The organism is Leptospira adleri, assembly GCF_002811985.1.
GTDB lineage: Bacteria > Spirochaetota > Leptospiria > Leptospirales > Leptospiraceae > Leptospira > Leptospira adleri.
This window is the reverse complement of sequence record NZ_NPDU01000057.1, coordinates 13,955-28,552: the sequence shown is the minus strand read 5'-3', so window position 1 is coordinate 28,552 and position 14,598 is coordinate 13,955. Positions and strand designations below refer to the sequence as shown.

The following is a 14,598-nucleotide window of genomic DNA, read 5'->3' as shown; positions in this document are numbered from 1 at the left end:
GGCTCTCGGTGATATCCTCGACTCTCCGAACAGAAACTCCAGCGAGATACATCTCCATGAGAGCTTCTTCTACCGAACTCTCCCTTCGTTTGTATCGATCGATGATCGCCGACTCAAACGGAATTGTTCTAAGTTTCGGAACTTTTAACTTTACTTTTCCGGCTTTTGTTTCGAAGTTTCTATTATACGAACCCGCTCTTGTATCTACTCGATCCGGGTTTCTCTCATACCTTGAGGCTTTGCAGAGTTTATCCGCTTCCTCATCTAAGAGAGCGTTCAGCGTTTCTTCCACTGAGCCTCTTACGAGTTCGCTCAAGTCTTTCTTGAGCTGGGTCTCATCCACTTGAATTACTTTCAGGTGCGCTTTTTCTTCTTCTGCCCTCATTGGGGGGTTCTCCTTTTTTTGAATTTGATCGCTACAAACTCAATCGGCAAGGAGAGCCTTCTCATTCATTCTTAAATCTGCGAAAATTTTAGGACGTTATCAAGAACTTCGACAAAGGTCGACACGACGCAATTCGTAGGAACTCACACGTTTTTAATTTTTAGAGAACGATTGAGGACCTCAAAAAAAGTCAGATGCGACGTAACTCGTAGGAACTCACACACAGATTGCAATTTTACAAAAGAACATTTCTATTAGTGGATCTTCGATCCAGATTTCGGTCATGAAGATTCAAATAACGTTCTTCTTTGCGTGAGCGATCAAGCGGAAATACTGCAATGCGCCATTTCTTGGATTCGATTTGAATTTTTCGAGTCGCCTCGGTGGCGCTTTGCAGATTGGAGCGAGAGCGCGACTCTGCGTCAGCAGAGGCACGCCCGAATAGGAATATTTAGATCGCCGATCCCAGTTCTTCTTTGAGTTTTCTTGCTTCTTCGAAGTCGGGTTTGATTTGTATCGCTCGGTGCAGATATTGCAAGGAACGCTCCGGCCGATTCCAGATTTTATAGAGAGTTGCCAAGTTATAGAGCGAAATGTGCGGCGCGTCGTTGAGATCGCAACGTAAGGATTTTTTCAACCAATAGACCGCTTCGGTTTCTTTTCCTGCTCTCAAAAGTATGATTCCGATCTCATTGCAGGGATTTCCGTAGTTCTGATTGACTTCGACGGATTTATAGAAGTGAAGCAACCCTCTTTCGTGATTGCCCTTTTGATTTTCCATGAGACCTAAAAAGAAATATGCCTCGTGATGATCCTCTTCTTCCAGAGTGAGTTTGAACAAATACTCGGCTCTATCAGAGTCGCCCGTTTTGTAAAAATATTTTGCCGCTTCCAGAAAATCAGAGGGAGTAAAGTTTTCCAATTCCATAACCCGTTTTTACTTTGATTTTCGGTTTGGAATCACTAAGGCTTGATTAAGTTTTTTTTCAACGCTTCCGCTACCGTTTCCGCGATCGACGGAGCATCCAATCCGTACGCTTCGAAGATTTCCTTTCTTTCTCCGTGATGAATCGGTTCCGGTGGAAATCCGAAGGTTTTGATGTATTTCGACAATTGCTCCGGCGAGATTCGATTGAGAAGATATCCGGAAGCTCCTGCGTCGACATAACTCTCGTCTAAGATCGCGAAATGTCTCACGTTCGAAAGTTCTTCGTTCAACGCTTCCGTCCCAAGAGGCCTCAGCCAGACGAGATCGATCAGGGTTACACTCAATCCGGAGGCTTCCAAGATTTCCGAGGCTTTCTTTGCCTCGTCCAACATAGAACCAATCGATAATAATGCGACATCGGTTCCCTTTTTTAGAACCCGAAAAGTCCCCGGGACCAGCTCCGGTTTTCTATGAAAATCGAGGCTCTTCACATCCACACTCGCCTTCGGAAATCGAATCGCGATCGGTTCCCGATCGTAGTGCTCCATCAATCTTAGAGAATCGATCAAGTCTTGTCCGTTCGAAGGCACGAAAACGTCCATGTGAGGCAATCCCAAGAGATAACTCAGATCGAAGAGTCCTTGGTGCGTTTCTCCGTCCGGCCCCACGCATCCCGCACGATCGATCACGAAACGCACCGGAAGATTCATCAACGATACGTCTTCTACGAGCTGATCCAATCCTCTCGTCAAAAACGTGGAATAAATGCACATATAAGGAATCACGTTTCCGTTCGTCATCGCTCCCGCAAATGCAACCGAATGTTGTTCCGCGATTCCTACGTCGAAAAGATGTTCCGGATATTTCTCGGCGTATTCTTTGAGCCCGCTTCCTTCTATCATCGCAGGCGTGATCGCCGCGATCTTCGGGTTTTGATCGGTAAGAATCGTGAGCATCTTTCCTACAATCTTGCTATACGCGATCTTAGAAGAATCTCCGCTCTCCATTGCCCCGTCTTCTTTTCTAAACGGCGTTACTCCGTGATACTTGATCGGATCCCTTTCCGCTGGATCGTATCCCTTTCCTTTCTGCGTGATCAAATGCAGAAGAATCGGTCCCTTCATCTTCTTTACTTTTTCGAGCATCTTCACAAGCCGTATCACGTCGTGCCCGTCTTCCGGTCCGATGTATCCGAATCCTAAATCTTCGAAGAGCCCTCCGGGAGTTAATACGTCCTTGAATCCCTTCTCCACCTTCTTAAAAAATCGCTCAGTCGCCGGTCCTATGATCGGAAGCCATTTTAGAAACGTATAAAAGATCTTCTTCCAGTGGTTGTAAAAATGAGACGTTATGATGTTATTGAGATAATTGGATATCGATCCTACGTTTTTGGAAATGGACATGTAGTTATCGTTCAGAATGACGATCATGTCTTTTTTCAAATGTCCCGCGTGATTCATCGCCTCGAGAGCCATTCCGGTTGCGATAGACGCGTCTCCGATGATGGCGACTACGTTATAATCTCCTCCGGTCAAATCTCGCGCCGCCGCTTCCCCAAGCGCCTGGGAGATGGAAGTTCCTGCGTGCCCCGTGTTGTAGAGATCGTAAGGAGATTCTTCCCTTTTGGGAAATCCGGAAAGTCCGTTGAATTTTCGAACCGTGTTAAGTCGGTCCTTTCTTCCGGTCAGTATTTTATGCGGGTAAGTCTGATGTCCTACGTCCCATACAAGCCGGTCTTTCGGAGTATCAAATACGTAGTGAAGAGCTACTGTGAGTTCTACAACTCCCAGATTGCTTGCGAAGTGTCCGCCCACTCCCGAAAGAGTGTCGATGATGTAATTTCGAACCTCTTCGCATACCGCCGGCAATTTTTCCAGCGGCACACTTCTGAGATCGGCCGGGTAGTTGATTCTATCCAGCAGAGATGGTTCCTGTTGCATGAAAACTTTCTATTCTAATTTTATAAAATTCTCAGCTCGCCTGCAAGGGTTTTCTTAATAGTTTTAGGTCTTCCTCGTTTACCAAATCCAGAAGTTCATAGATCCGAACCGGCTGAGTCTTTCCCTTCACTTTAATCAAGTCCAGTTCTCTTGCGATGATCCGGTCCTTTACCTTTTCGTAGGTGTACTCAGAGATGATGATATGGGTTCCGTACTCCTTATTCGTTCCTTCCAATCTCGATCCAAGGTTGATGGTGTCTCCCATACAGGTATAATCCATCCTGTGGGAACTCCCCATGTTTCCTACGACCGCTGGCCCCGAATTGAGTCCGATTCCTATATCCATTTGAGGCAGATCCCGGGCTTTCCATTCTTCCTTGAGCGTTGCGAGCCTTCTCATCTGAGCCAGTCCCGCCGCACATCCGTAGTAAGCATGGTCTTCCAGAGGCACGGGCGCCCCCCAAAATGCCATGATCGCATCCCCCATGTATTTATCAATCGTTCCCTTGAATTCAATGATGATCTCGGTCATCTCCGATAAGTATTGGTTCAAGAATTGAACGAGTTCTTCCGGTCCCATTTTTTCGGACATTGTCGTAAATCCTCGGATATCGGAGAAGAATATCGTAATGTCTCGTTTGGATCCTCCTAAGTTGAGGTTCTCAGGATTCTTAAGTAATTCGTCCACTACGTCCTTGGATACGAATTTGGAAAACGTGCTCCGGATGTATTTTACGTTCTCTTCTTCCGTTAAAATTCTAAATCCGATCAATCCGATGAAGATAAACAACTGCTCAAGAATTACCGTCGGATAAAGATGCACAAGATTGAGTTCCGAGAAGTTGACAAGAGTCACAACAGAATACAAGAACGCCGTCGCTAAGAAAAAGATAAACGCAAGCCAAGTCTTAAGCCTCGGTTGGATAATCCCCGCCAAAATCCCGACTATGATTAGAATTAAGAATTCTCCCCAGAGAGGCAATTCAAAGAGAAAATCCTGATTGAGGATCGTATTGATCGCGGCGGCGTGGTGCTCGATTCCGGACATGTCTCCGAACGGAGATAAATGCGTATCCTTTGCAGCTCCCGCTCCGGTTGCATAATACATCGCCACTAGAAAAATCGTGTTCTGAAACTGAGATGCGGTCTCTTCGTTCCATTCCGTGGACGCTTCAAAAATCTCATGCGCTCGGAAAGAATAGAGTCCGCCGGGAAAGTTGATCTGCATCTGTCCGTCTTCGTCGATCGGGATTTTGATCTCCCTCTTCTCGTTCGGACGATTCATGATGTCCTTTGTCTCCATCTTCAACGACTTTCTGTTGAAACTCGTAAGCGTCTTCTGCGGTATGTTTTTGATCTTCACATACTTTCCCATCACTACTTCTACGTCTTTTTTCACGTCGACCCCGAGATAATTGCAGGCAATCATCAAGTCGATGGATGGATAATATTCGGTTTCTCGAAGCGGCCCCGCGTTCAGAAGTTTCGCGACCAGAGGCATTCTTCTGTTGAGTCCGCTTTCGTCTTTTTTAATATTCGCAAATCCTAATCCAGACGCTTTTTCCGCGACCGGTTCGATCGGCGGTTGCGGGAATTTTAACCAGGATCTTCCGAGATCTCCCGGATCCTCCACATTCTCCAATTTAAATTTTCTCAAAACGTCGATCCGATTCTCCAAATTGAGAATCGAACTCTTGGATTCCAAACTCGTTTCCATCGGGTAGTCAAACATGACCTGCGGATTTTTGGCCAATGCTTCCGCCATCTCTTCCGTCTGTCCCGGTTTGTAATCCACGAAGAAAATATCGAACATGAGGTGATTCGATGTGTTCTTGAATGTATCTATTATATTTGCGTAATATTTCCAAGGAAGAGGCCATCTTCCCTGCAATTTTTCAAGCGACGTCGTCGTGATTCCGATGATCTGAATATCCTGTCTCGCTCCGGGAGGCGGATTGTATCGCGTGTATTCGATCGTCCCCTCTTCCGATTCTTTTTCGCTCTTGTTGACTCCCGCTCTTAACAGGGTGAATCTCCAGGATACGGAAGATTCTTCCAACTCGGAAAGCGGCGTGAAAATCTGATAGAGGAAGAACATCACGAGCGATACGACGACCGCAAGCCAGATACTCCCCGATCTCTGTTTGTCCGGCGTATTCTCCGCTATGAACTTGTAGATCGGATAAGCAGACAAAATGAGCGCCGCAAATCCGCCTAAGAGAAATTCCGTGTTCTGGGAATAATTCGGGAAGAATGCAGTAAAGCTGATGAGGAGAATTCCTAAAATTCCTAAGATGTTGAAGATTATCTGTATGGGTGTGATCTTGAATTTTGCTTCGCTCATTATTTCCTCCGGGAAGAGATCGGGGATCAGTATCCTATTGGTCTGAGTTTCGTCAATATTTTCCGGCTTTGCTCGTTCCCCCCTCTGGGTGTGTTTTCGATTTTTGTTTCGTTTTTTCGGTTCCCCGTTTCCCGTTTGTCATTTTTTTGACGGTTTTTGTCTCCGGCATTCTTTTCCGAGAACCGTTCCCGGTATGAGGACTTCTTCTTTACGGTCTGGAGTTTCTTCTTGTGAAATTCGGAGAAAAGGACATCTTTGCACACTTTTGATTCCGATGCGCTTCGTGGATTTTAGAGGCTTGGAGGCGAAGCTGTTGAGATCCTCTCTGAGGGACCTTTTGCTCCGGTTTGACGAGGTTTTAATTCGAAAGAAGTTCTTAGGAAAGAGACTGGTTTATGCGAGATATCAGGAAGAAAATTTGGACTTGAAGAAGATGAATTTTCGTCCTTTCGAAGAGGACTGGGTTAAGTTGGGGATTTTGGCTTGGGGATTAGGCGTTTCCCGTTGCCTCCTATTTTCTATCCTTTTGGAATTGGATAGTGAACCAATGAATCACCGTAATACCAAATCGACTGGAGTTCCAACAAATCTTTCTATCACAAGAAAGTTAATCTTCTTAAAAAAAGAGATACACAGCCAAATCCGCAAATCCCGCGCGCATCCATCGTAGAAAACCCCAATCCAAAACCTAATCCCCGTCAAATCCCGACTCCTCAAAAAAAGGAGCAGAACTTCCATTGCCTATCTCATCGAAGAACGAATCTCAACCGCATAAGCAAACAACTTATCCGCACAACTCACTCGATCCTTCCCGTTCTCCTCGATGATTCTCTGAACAGCCGAACCGATGATCACACCGTCCGCGTATCTCGAAATCTCCTTAGACTGATCCGCAGTTGAAATACCAAAACCGGCGCAAACGGGAAGCGAAACAACTTTTTTCACAAACTTAATTCTATCTTCCAAACCTTCCGCAAGAGCTCTTCTTTCCCCGGTAACTCCGTAAGAAGTAACATAGTAGATAAAGCCCGAAGCGAGCGACTTCATCGAACGAATTCTTTCTTCGGTCGTAGCCGGAGTCACGAGATGAATGAAGTCTATCTTTCTCTTTTCAAGCAGAGAGAAGAATTCTTCCGCTTCCGGGGTATCGTACGGAAGATCAGGAATGATCAGACCTTGGATTCCGGAATTCTTCGCCATCTCCGTAAACGATTCCAAACCCATCGAATACAAAGGGTTGAAGTATGTCAGATAAACGAGCGGAATTTCAGGATGAAGTTTATGAATCTCCGCGGTTACATCCAAAATTTTCTTCATCGAAAAGGGATGAGCCAAGGCTCTTTTAAAAGCCTTCTGAATCACGGGACCGTCCGCTACAGGATCGGTGAAGGGAATTCCCAATTCTAAAATGCCGGCGCCGCCTCGAATGAGCGCATCGGCCCAGACGACGGAAGAATCGTAATCAGGATCGCCTAACGAGATATAGGGGATAAAAACACTTTTCTCATCCGAGAAAACGGCGGATATCGCGCTCAAGAAAATTCTCCTTTTCTCAATCTTGCCACTTCGGCGACGTCCTTATCGCCTCTTCCGGACAAACAAATCAAAATGTCCTCTTTTTTTCCCATCTCGTTCGCGAGAGATTTCGCGTATTGAAACGCATGCGCCGTTTCCAAGGCGGGAATGATTCCTTCTACGCGACAGACTTCTAAAAAGGCGTCTAACGCGCCTTCGTCGTTTACATTCGCGTAAGTTACTCTTCCGCTCTTGTTTAAGAATGCGTGTTCAGGACCGACTCCTGGATAATCAAGCCCCGCGGAAACAGAATGCGCCGGAACGATTTGACCGAATTCGTCTTGGATCACGAGTGTTTTGGTTCCATGTAAGAATCCGGTTTTTCCGAAAGCCATTGTCGCGGAATTAGAACCGGGCGAAGAAGAATAACCGCCGGCTTCCACTCCGAAGAGTTTTACCTTTTTATCTTTGATAAAACCGTAGAACATTCCGATCGCGTTCGAACCTCCGCCAACACAAGCGATGACGGCGTCCGGAAGTTTTCCGTTCTCTTTTTTGAACTGCTTTCTGGATTCGATTCCGATGACGGATTGAAAATCTCTCACGATCGAAGGGAAAGGATGCGGTCCGATCGAGGAACCCACGATATAATGTGTATTAGAAACGTTTAATGCCCAGTCTCTCATAGCTTCACTGGTTGCGTCTTTGAGAGTGGCGGTTCCGGCGGAAACACCGATAACCTTTGCGCCCATCATCCGCATACGGATTGCGTTGAGTTCCTGACGGCGCAGATCTTCATCGCCCATATAAACGACGGTTTCCAACTGAAACATAGCGCCGACTGTCGCGGTCGCGACTCCGTGTTGACCCGCTCCGGTTTCGGCGATAATTCTTGTTTTACCCATTGCCTTTGCGATTAAAACCTGCCCGATCGTATTGTTGATCTTATGAGCGCCGGTATGATTGAGGTCTTCTCTTTTGAGCCAGATCCTCGCGCCGCCCCAGGCCTTGGTGAGACGTTCCGCGTAAGTCAGAGGGGAAGGTCTTCCGATATAATTCTTACGATAGTATTCGAGTTCTTTTTTAAAGTGTTTGTTTTTCTTTAACTTCTTGTACGTGCTTTCCAGTTCCACAAGAGCATCGTGAAGAATTTCGGGAGAATAACGTCCTCCGAACTCACCGAAGTATCCTTCCTTTTCGGAATGTTTTGATTCTTTTCCCATATCTACCCCAGCTCGGCAAAGAGTTCTTGACGAAGCGATTCCACCCGACTCGTGAAATCGTCGAAATCGGTAAAAACAAAAGATTCTTCTTTGTCCTTCTTACGATCGTAGATAGAAACTTCTCCGTTTTCGAAGAATTTTTTTCCGATCGTAACTCGTATCGGAAAACCGATCAGTTCGGAATCCTTCAGTTTAAATCCCGGTCCAAGGTCGCGATCGTCCCAAAAAACTTCAACACCTTCGTTCTTTAGAATATTATAAAATTCTTCCGCTTTCGCGTATTGTTCCTCGCCTTTGGTGATGCTCACGAGGGTCACTTCAAAAGGAGCGATGCTGATCGGCCAGAAAATCCCCTTTTCGTCGTTGCATTGTTCGATGACGGTCGCGAGAGTTCTGTTCACACCGATTCCGTAACATCCCATCGTAAGAGTTCTCGCCTTTCCGTTTTGATCAAGGACTTGAATTCCGAAGGCCTTAGTATATTTGTCGCCGAGTTTGAAGATATGTCCGACTTCGATTCCTTTTTCCGCTTTTAGCGGAGAATTACAATTCGGACAAAGATCCCCTTCTCTTGCTAAAGCGACATCCGCAAATTCGGGAAGATTGGAGATTTCCTTTTCCAGGATAAAACCTTGGATATGAAGATCCTCTTTTCCTGCTCCGACGACGTACGGAAAGCTTTTCTGCAAGGAACGATCGTATAAAACTTTCACTTTTTCGTTCGGTGCGATCGGCTGAATAAAACCGGGAACGAGTTCGAGTTCTCTGATTTCGGAATCGCTCATCGGCTCCGTATCAACGATTCTCAAAAGGGAATGGAGCTTGTGAAGATTGAGTTCTAAGTCTCCCCGAAGATATACGAGAATCTTCTTTTTCTCGGATTTCAGAGCGACCGCTTTGATCGTTTCCTTCGGGGAAAGTCCCAGGAATTGACTTACTTCTTCGATCGTTTTTTTACCGGGGGTCGCGACTTCTTTTTTTTCGGGAGGAGGAGAAAGTATATTCTCTTTTTCTAATACGAGCGGAGTTTTTTCGCTGTTGGAGCTGTAATCGCATTTTGTACAAAGAAGCAACGTCTCTTCTCCGATCGGGGATACGACCATAAATTCTTCCGAGGCGGAACCGCCCATACTTCCGGAATCTGCGAGCACGGGAATTGTCTTGAGTCCGCAGCGATCGAACATCTTTCTATAAGCGATTCTCATTGCCTGATAGGTCTCGTCGAGAGATGCCTCGTCAATGTGAAAAGAATATGCATCTTTCATAATAAACTCTCTCGAACGGATCACGCCGAAACGGGGACGGATTTCGTCCCGAAACTTCGTTTGGATCTGATAGACGTTGATCGGAAGATCCTTATACGATTTCAAGAGAGGTTTTACGAGATAACTAAAAGATTCTTCGTGAGTGGGTCCGAGCGCATATTTTAGATCGTGTCGATCTTGGATCCGAAACATTTCCTTTCCCATTGCGCTCCATCTTCCGCTCTGTTCCCAGAGTTCGGACGGAGTTAAGATCGGAAGATCGAATTCCAAGGCGCCGGTTGCGTTCATCTCTTCTCTTACGATCTCTTTGATCTTTTGAAGAATCTTAAGTCCGAGGGGAAGATAAAAATAAAGGCCTGCGGATGACTTTCTTACCAAGCCGGCGCGGATCATAAGACGGTGGGACGCGACGACCGCGTCCGCAGGATTTTCTTTTTCTGTGGGTAAAATATATTTCGATGCTTTCATGCGTTTTAGAAAAATCGCGTTACATCGTTGAAGGTGACGTAGAGTCCGAGCCCCAATAAGAATAAGAATCCGATTCTAAAGATGGACTCGATCACTTTTCCCGGAAGAGGTCTTCCGGTGATCGCTTCATACGCGTACAATACGATATGTCCACCGTCAGCCATCGGAATGGGAAGTAAATTCATTATCATCAGAGCGATCGAGATCCTCGCGACAAACTCCAAGTAAGTCTCCCAACCGATTTCCAAACTGATCCCGGCATAAGATACGATTCCCACCGGTCCTGAAAGACTATCCTTCACGGAAAGAATTCCCGAAAACAACATCCCGATTCCTTTGAGAGTGGTTTCCACGTTCTCATAGACGTCGGTTCCGGCAACGGCGAAGGATTCGAAGAATCCGAGTTCTCTCGCCATCGGTTCCGGGTTGAATTTCATATTCGGTCTAAAACCCAAAAGCCCGATCGGTCTCACCTTGGGTTCGGCCTCGAGTCTCAGATTTCCCATGTCTACGGTGACGGATTCTCCGTTTTTATTCTTCACATACTCGAGAAGTTCTTCAAAACTCGGAAAAGTTTTTCCGTCCACGGCCAGGTTTAAAAGTTTTTGACCAAGCTCCGGATCATAACTCGCAAACTGATACGATTCGAGTCCGAGTTCGGGAAATTTTTTGTCTCTTAGATTCTTAAATTCTAATATGTTTGCGCCGAGGACGGGAACGTCGACGTTCGCGGTTTCGGTGGACCAAGGGTTGACCAGAGGATACGTCTTACGATCGACTACGATCTTTACGGTTTGATTTTGATATTCGCCGAGAATTTTCTGGAGTTCGCCGACGGTGGAAACGGTTCTTCCGTTGATCGTCTGGATCACGTCCCCGTCGTTCAAGTAGGTCAGCGCGCGGGAACGAAGAAGGTTTTCCTTTTCTTCCTTCTCCTTTTCCAAAAGAACTTCCGCGGGAATATCTCTTCCTTCCACCGCTTTTTTCAGGCGCTCTTGGTAGTAGTTTTCGGCTTCGTGTGTTTTGTCCAACTTGGAGGAAAGCCAGTGTTGGAATTGTTCCGAATAACTGAACGTCGCGACGACTCTTCTTTCGCCGAAGGGCTCGACTCCGATGGTCGGAATTCCGGAAGCTCGTTTCGGATTGTAGACGATTCGAGGAGTCACGATCCACTCCAACTTCTTCCCTTCCCTTTCTCCTTCGAGCTTCAATGCTTCTCCCGAAGAAAGTCCGACTCCCGTTACGATGTCCTCGAACTTTTCGGTTTTGTTTCCGTTGATGCTAAGAATCCGATCTCCCGTTCGGAGGCCCGATTGAAACGCCGCTGAAAATTCCTGATCCGCTGGATCAATGAAGATCCGATTTCCCGGAGGGTTGTGTCCGAGAAAATTCAAAATCAGTAATAAACCGAAACCAAGAAATAAATTGAAGAGTGGTCCGCCTAACACGGGAATCATTCTTTTGAGAGGAGGAGTGGACAACAATTCTCCGGGTTCCCCCTTAATTTCTCCGCCGTAGTCGTCGCCTTTGAAAAGAACGTATCCGCCGACAGGGATCGCGGTGATTTGGTAGGTGGTTTCCCCGACCTTCTTCTTCCAGATTCCCCTTCCGTAACCGATGGAAAAGATTCTCGCCTTCACTCCGACGAGCATTCCACAGAGAAGATGTCCCAACTCGTGGATAAAAATAGAAATCGCCAGCATAAATACGGCGCCTAATACCATGATCAACATGCGGATACGACCTTCCTTGATTTCAGATTTCCGACGGTTCCCCTGGCAATTCGATCGGCGTCTTCGTAACCTTCCAGGGTATCAGGATACGTGATTGGAATTTCGTCTAACGCAGCAGAGATGTATCGGGGAATATCCACAAAACGGATCTCGTCTTTTAAAAATAATTCCACGGCGGCCTCGTTGGCCGCGTTAAAAATGGAAGGAGCCGTGCCTCCCGCTTTCCCCGCCGCGAACGCGAGGGCCAAACCCGGATAACGTTTTAGATCCGGTTCTCTAAATTCCAATTTTCCCCAATCTTGCGAAGAATGAGACCGCAAAAGCTTAGGCACGGGTTCCGGATGAAAGAGAGAATGTGCGATCGGAAAGATCATATCCGGATAAGAAGCATATACAAAGGAAGCCCCGTCTTTCAATTCCACGATTCCGTGCGCGATACTCTGAGGATGAATGACGACTCCGATCTTTTCGTAAGGAAAGCCGAAAAGAAAATGAGCTTCGATGACTTCGAGCCCCTTGTTGATCATTCCGTTGGAATCGATCGTGATCTTCGGACCCATGCTCCAAGTCGGATGGTGAAGCGCCTGTTCTTTTGTTATGGAGGAAAACTGATCTAAGGATAAATCCCGGAACGAACCTCCCGAGGCGGTGAGAATGATCTTGTCCACGGCTTCGGGTTTTAGGGATTCCAAAAGTTGAAAGAGAGCGTTGTGTTCGGAATCGACGGGAACCACTTTTGTGTTGTGTTTTCGAATGAGCGAATTGATCAGGGGCCCCGATGTGACTAACGTTTCCTTGTTAGCGATTCCGAGTCTTTTACCGGATGTGATCGCCGAGATCGTAGGACGTAACCCCACTGAACCGACGATCGCCGTGATCACGATTTCAACGGAAGAATCTTTTACGAGCTCGGAAAGAGCGGATTCTCCATAAAGGATTTCAGTATTGCCGATTTTGTTTCCGAGAACCGAACGATCCGCGGTAGCCGAACTTACGCAAATCGCAAGAGGGGAAAATTCTTTCTGAATCTCCAGAGCCTTCTTTAGATTGGAATGAACGCTGAAAGAATGAAGCCTGAATTCTTCCGGGTAAGCGCGCAGAACCTTGAGAGTGGATTCTCCTACCGAACCCGAAGCGCCCAGAAGACAGACGGAGGTTGCCATATCCGATTAGACTTGGAAACCAAGATTCCCCTTGATCTGGAGATAATAATACAACACTGGAATCGTGATCAGAAGCGCATCCGCCAAATCCAAAACTCCGCCGTGCCCCGGAATCAAGGAACCCGAATCCTTGATCTTTGCGTCTCGTTTCATCGCGGACTCAAGCAAGTCCCCGATCACGCTGACGAGAGAAATGATCACCGAAATCAAAAACACTTCCACACCGGAAATCGGAGAACGGCTTCCTGTGGAATTCTCCCAGATCGCGTTGAAGATAAAAACGGAAACGATCGCGGTCACGATCCCGGTCGCGTAACCTTCCCAGGTTTTTTTAGGAGAAATCGCAAGCCCTGCCGGATGTCTTCCGAACCATCTTCCTCCGAAGTATGCGCCCGCGTCCGTCAAAAACGTGATGACCGAAACGAGTATGATGTAATAAATTCCCTGCCCCATTCCCAAAAGAAGAAGGAGATGTCCGAGAGGAACCGCCGTATAAAACACTCCGAGAAACGTGGAGGAAACCGAGAAGATCGCACCGTCTAACGGGCGTCTGGTGATTTGAAGAGTAAAAATGACGATGAACAAAAGGAGAAACGCGACCGGAACCGGATCGAAAGGAGGAACGAAAAATTTGATATATTGAAGAAAGAAGATCGGAGGTTCGAACTTGTTCTGGGAAGCGATAAAACGGAAATAATAAAACGTAAGAATGACGAACATAAAGAACGTTCCCGTTCCGCGAAACGGCCTTCCCTCGTCTCCGCGATCGGCCAAATTGTAGAATTCTTTGATTCCTATAAAACCGCCCAAAAGAAGAATCAGATACGACTGCAGATAATAAAAATCCGCATAGAATATCATAAAAAGATAAAATACTACTAATACCGCGGCAGACGCGATTCTTTTGGAAGTTTCACCCATTCTCCAATCCTCCGAATTTCCGGGTTCTGGTTTCATACCATTTTAAGGAATCTACCAGAGAATTTTTGTCAAAGTCGGGCCAGAGAGTATCGGTGAAATACAGTTCCGCGTATGCGGACTGCCAAAGTAGAAAATTAGAAAGTCTTTGTTCCCCGGCCGTTCTGATCAGTAAATCTACGGGAGGAAGGGTGGACGTATATAAAAATTTTTCGAGTTCTTTTTCTTTCAAAGGCTTTTCAAAGGAAACTTTTGCGCGTTTTCTTTCTAAAAAAACCTCTTGGGCCGCTCTCAAAAGTTCGTCCCTGGATCCGTAATTGAGACAGAAGTTTACGGTTAGATTCTTGTTCTTTTTCGTTTTATCGATCGCGAAGTCGATCTTGTCCAAAACTCCGCGAGTCAGGCGTTTCCTGCTTCCGGAATGGTGGATTTTGATTCCTCTGGCGTGGATCGTATCCAAACGGGTTTCAATAAATTCGATGAGAAGATTGAAGATGGAGCGAATTTCGGTGATCGGACGTTTCCAATTCTCCGTAGAAAACGCGTAGAGAGAAATGTTTTGTAGACCGAGTTCAAGACTTGCGTCCATCAAACGATCGATCGCTTGTGCGCCTTCCCGATGCCCATCCGATCTCGACTTTCCCCGAGCGGTGGCCCAACGACCGTTGCCGTCCATGATGACGGCGATATGTTTCGGGAGATTGGACTTGAGGAAG

Annotated in this window: 12 protein-coding genes; 1 reads left to right on the top strand and 11 read right to left on the bottom strand. The window is 46.5% G+C overall.

From position 1 onward, the window contains the following. The 4 genes from CH376_RS17885 to CH376_RS17870 all read right to left on the bottom strand — a co-directional run. On the bottom strand, positions 1-385 hold a 385-nt coding region (locus CH376_RS17885), incomplete at its 3' end, for a transposase (protein WP_207769131.1). A 451-nt stretch (positions 386-836) separates the two neighbouring features. Beyond that, positions 837-1,313: a tetratricopeptide repeat protein gene (locus tag CH376_RS17880; protein ID WP_100787665.1), complete on the bottom strand. Its 477-nt coding sequence runs from the start codon at positions 1,311-1,313 to the stop codon at positions 837-839. A gap of 35 nt (positions 1,314-1,348) precedes the next feature. Beyond that, on the bottom strand, positions 1,349-3,253 hold the full coding sequence (gene dxs / locus CH376_RS17875) for a 1-deoxy-D-xylulose-5-phosphate synthase (RefSeq protein WP_100787664.1): 1,905 nt from the start codon (positions 3,251-3,253) through the stop codon (positions 1,349-1,351). Positions 3,254-3,284: 31 nt separating this feature from the next. Next, on the bottom strand, positions 3,285-5,597 hold the full coding sequence (locus CH376_RS17870; RefSeq protein WP_100787663.1) for an adenylate/guanylate cyclase domain-containing protein: 2,313 nt from the start codon (positions 5,595-5,597) through the stop codon (positions 3,285-3,287). Positions 5,598-5,790: 193 nt separating this feature from the next. Here CH376_RS17870 and CH376_RS17865 point away from each other — a divergent pair, with 193 nt between their 5' ends. Continuing rightward, positions 5,791-6,267, top strand: coding sequence for a DUF1564 family protein (locus tag CH376_RS17865; RefSeq protein WP_100787662.1), 477 nt, complete (start codon positions 5,791-5,793; stop codon positions 6,265-6,267). 71 nt (positions 6,268-6,338) lie between these two features. On the opposite strand, the gene trpA is transcribed toward CH376_RS17865, so the two are convergent. The 7 genes from trpA to CH376_RS17830 are packed head-to-tail and all read right to left on the bottom strand — an operon-like array spanning position 6,339 to position 14,558. After that, entirely contained in the window at positions 6,339-7,133 is a 795-nt protein-coding gene (gene trpA, locus CH376_RS17860; RefSeq protein WP_100787661.1) for a tryptophan synthase subunit alpha, read from the bottom strand. After that, positions 7,130-8,335 (bottom strand): tryptophan synthase subunit beta, encoded by a 1,206-nt coding sequence (trpB, locus tag CH376_RS17855; protein ID WP_100787660.1) that lies wholly within the window; start codon positions 8,333-8,335, stop codon positions 7,130-7,132. Before trpB ends, trpA begins: the two co-directional genes overlap by 4 nt. Positions 8,336-8,337: 2 nt before the next feature. Further along, positions 8,338-10,068, bottom strand: a complete 1,731-nt coding sequence (locus tag CH376_RS17850; protein WP_100787659.1) for a proline--tRNA ligase — start codon at positions 10,066-10,068, stop codon at positions 8,338-8,340. Between the two features lie 5 nt (positions 10,069-10,073). Beyond that, positions 10,074-11,801: a site-2 protease family protein gene (locus CH376_RS17845; protein ID WP_100787658.1), complete on the bottom strand. Its 1,728-nt coding sequence runs from the start codon at positions 11,799-11,801 to the stop codon at positions 10,074-10,076. Further along, positions 11,795-12,964 (bottom strand): 1-deoxy-D-xylulose-5-phosphate reductoisomerase, encoded by a 1,170-nt coding sequence (gene dxr, locus CH376_RS17840; protein WP_100787657.1) that lies wholly within the window; start codon positions 12,962-12,964, stop codon positions 11,795-11,797. The genes CH376_RS17845 and dxr overlap by 7 nt, the downstream gene beginning before the upstream one ends. Before the next feature lie 6 nt (positions 12,965-12,970). After that, a complete protein-coding gene (locus CH376_RS17835; RefSeq protein ID WP_100787656.1) occupies positions 12,971-13,885 on the bottom strand; it encodes a phosphatidate cytidylyltransferase in 915 nt (304 codons plus the stop codon). Then, positions 13,878-14,558, bottom strand: a complete 681-nt coding sequence (locus tag CH376_RS17830; RefSeq protein WP_243394853.1) for an isoprenyl transferase — start codon at positions 14,556-14,558, stop codon at positions 13,878-13,880. Before CH376_RS17830 ends, CH376_RS17835 begins: the two co-directional genes overlap by 8 nt. Positions 14,559-14,598 lie beyond the last annotated feature (40 nt).

What these genes read in the sequence shown, in the direction of transcription:
- CH376_RS17830 (WP_243394853.1), bottom strand. Translation starts at nt 14,558, where the DNA reads ATGGACGGCAACGGTCGTTGGGCCACCGCTCGGGGAAAGTCGAGATCG.
- CH376_RS17850 (WP_100787659.1), bottom strand. Translation starts at nt 10,068, where the DNA reads ATGAAAGCATCGAAATATATTTTACCCACAGAAAAAGAAAATCCTGCG.
- CH376_RS17865 (WP_100787662.1), top strand. Translation starts at nt 5,791, where the DNA reads ATGAGGACTTCTTCTTTACGGTCTGGAGTTTCTTCTTGTGAAATTCGG.
- CH376_RS17870 (WP_100787663.1), bottom strand. Translation starts at nt 5,597, where the DNA reads ATGAGCGAAGCAAAATTCAAGATCACACCCATACAGATAATCTTCAAC.
- trpB (WP_100787660.1), bottom strand. Translation starts at nt 8,335, where the DNA reads ATGGGAAAAGAATCAAAACATTCCGAAAAGGAAGGATACTTCGGTGAG.
- dxr (WP_100787657.1), bottom strand. Translation starts at nt 12,964, where the DNA reads ATGGCAACCTCCGTCTGTCTTCTGGGCGCTTCGGGTTCGGTAGGAGAA.
- dxs (WP_100787664.1), bottom strand. Translation starts at nt 3,253, where the DNA reads ATGCAACAGGAACCATCTCTGCTGGATAGAATCAACTACCCGGCCGAT.
- CH376_RS17835 (WP_100787656.1), bottom strand. Translation starts at nt 13,885, where the DNA reads ATGGGTGAAACTTCCAAAAGAATCGCGTCTGCCGCGGTATTAGTAGTA.
- CH376_RS17845 (WP_100787658.1), bottom strand. Translation starts at nt 11,801, where the DNA reads ATGTTGATCATGGTATTAGGCGCCGTATTTATGCTGGCGATTTCTATT.
- CH376_RS17880 (WP_100787665.1), bottom strand. Translation starts at nt 1,313, where the DNA reads ATGGAATTGGAAAACTTTACTCCCTCTGATTTTCTGGAAGCGGCAAAA.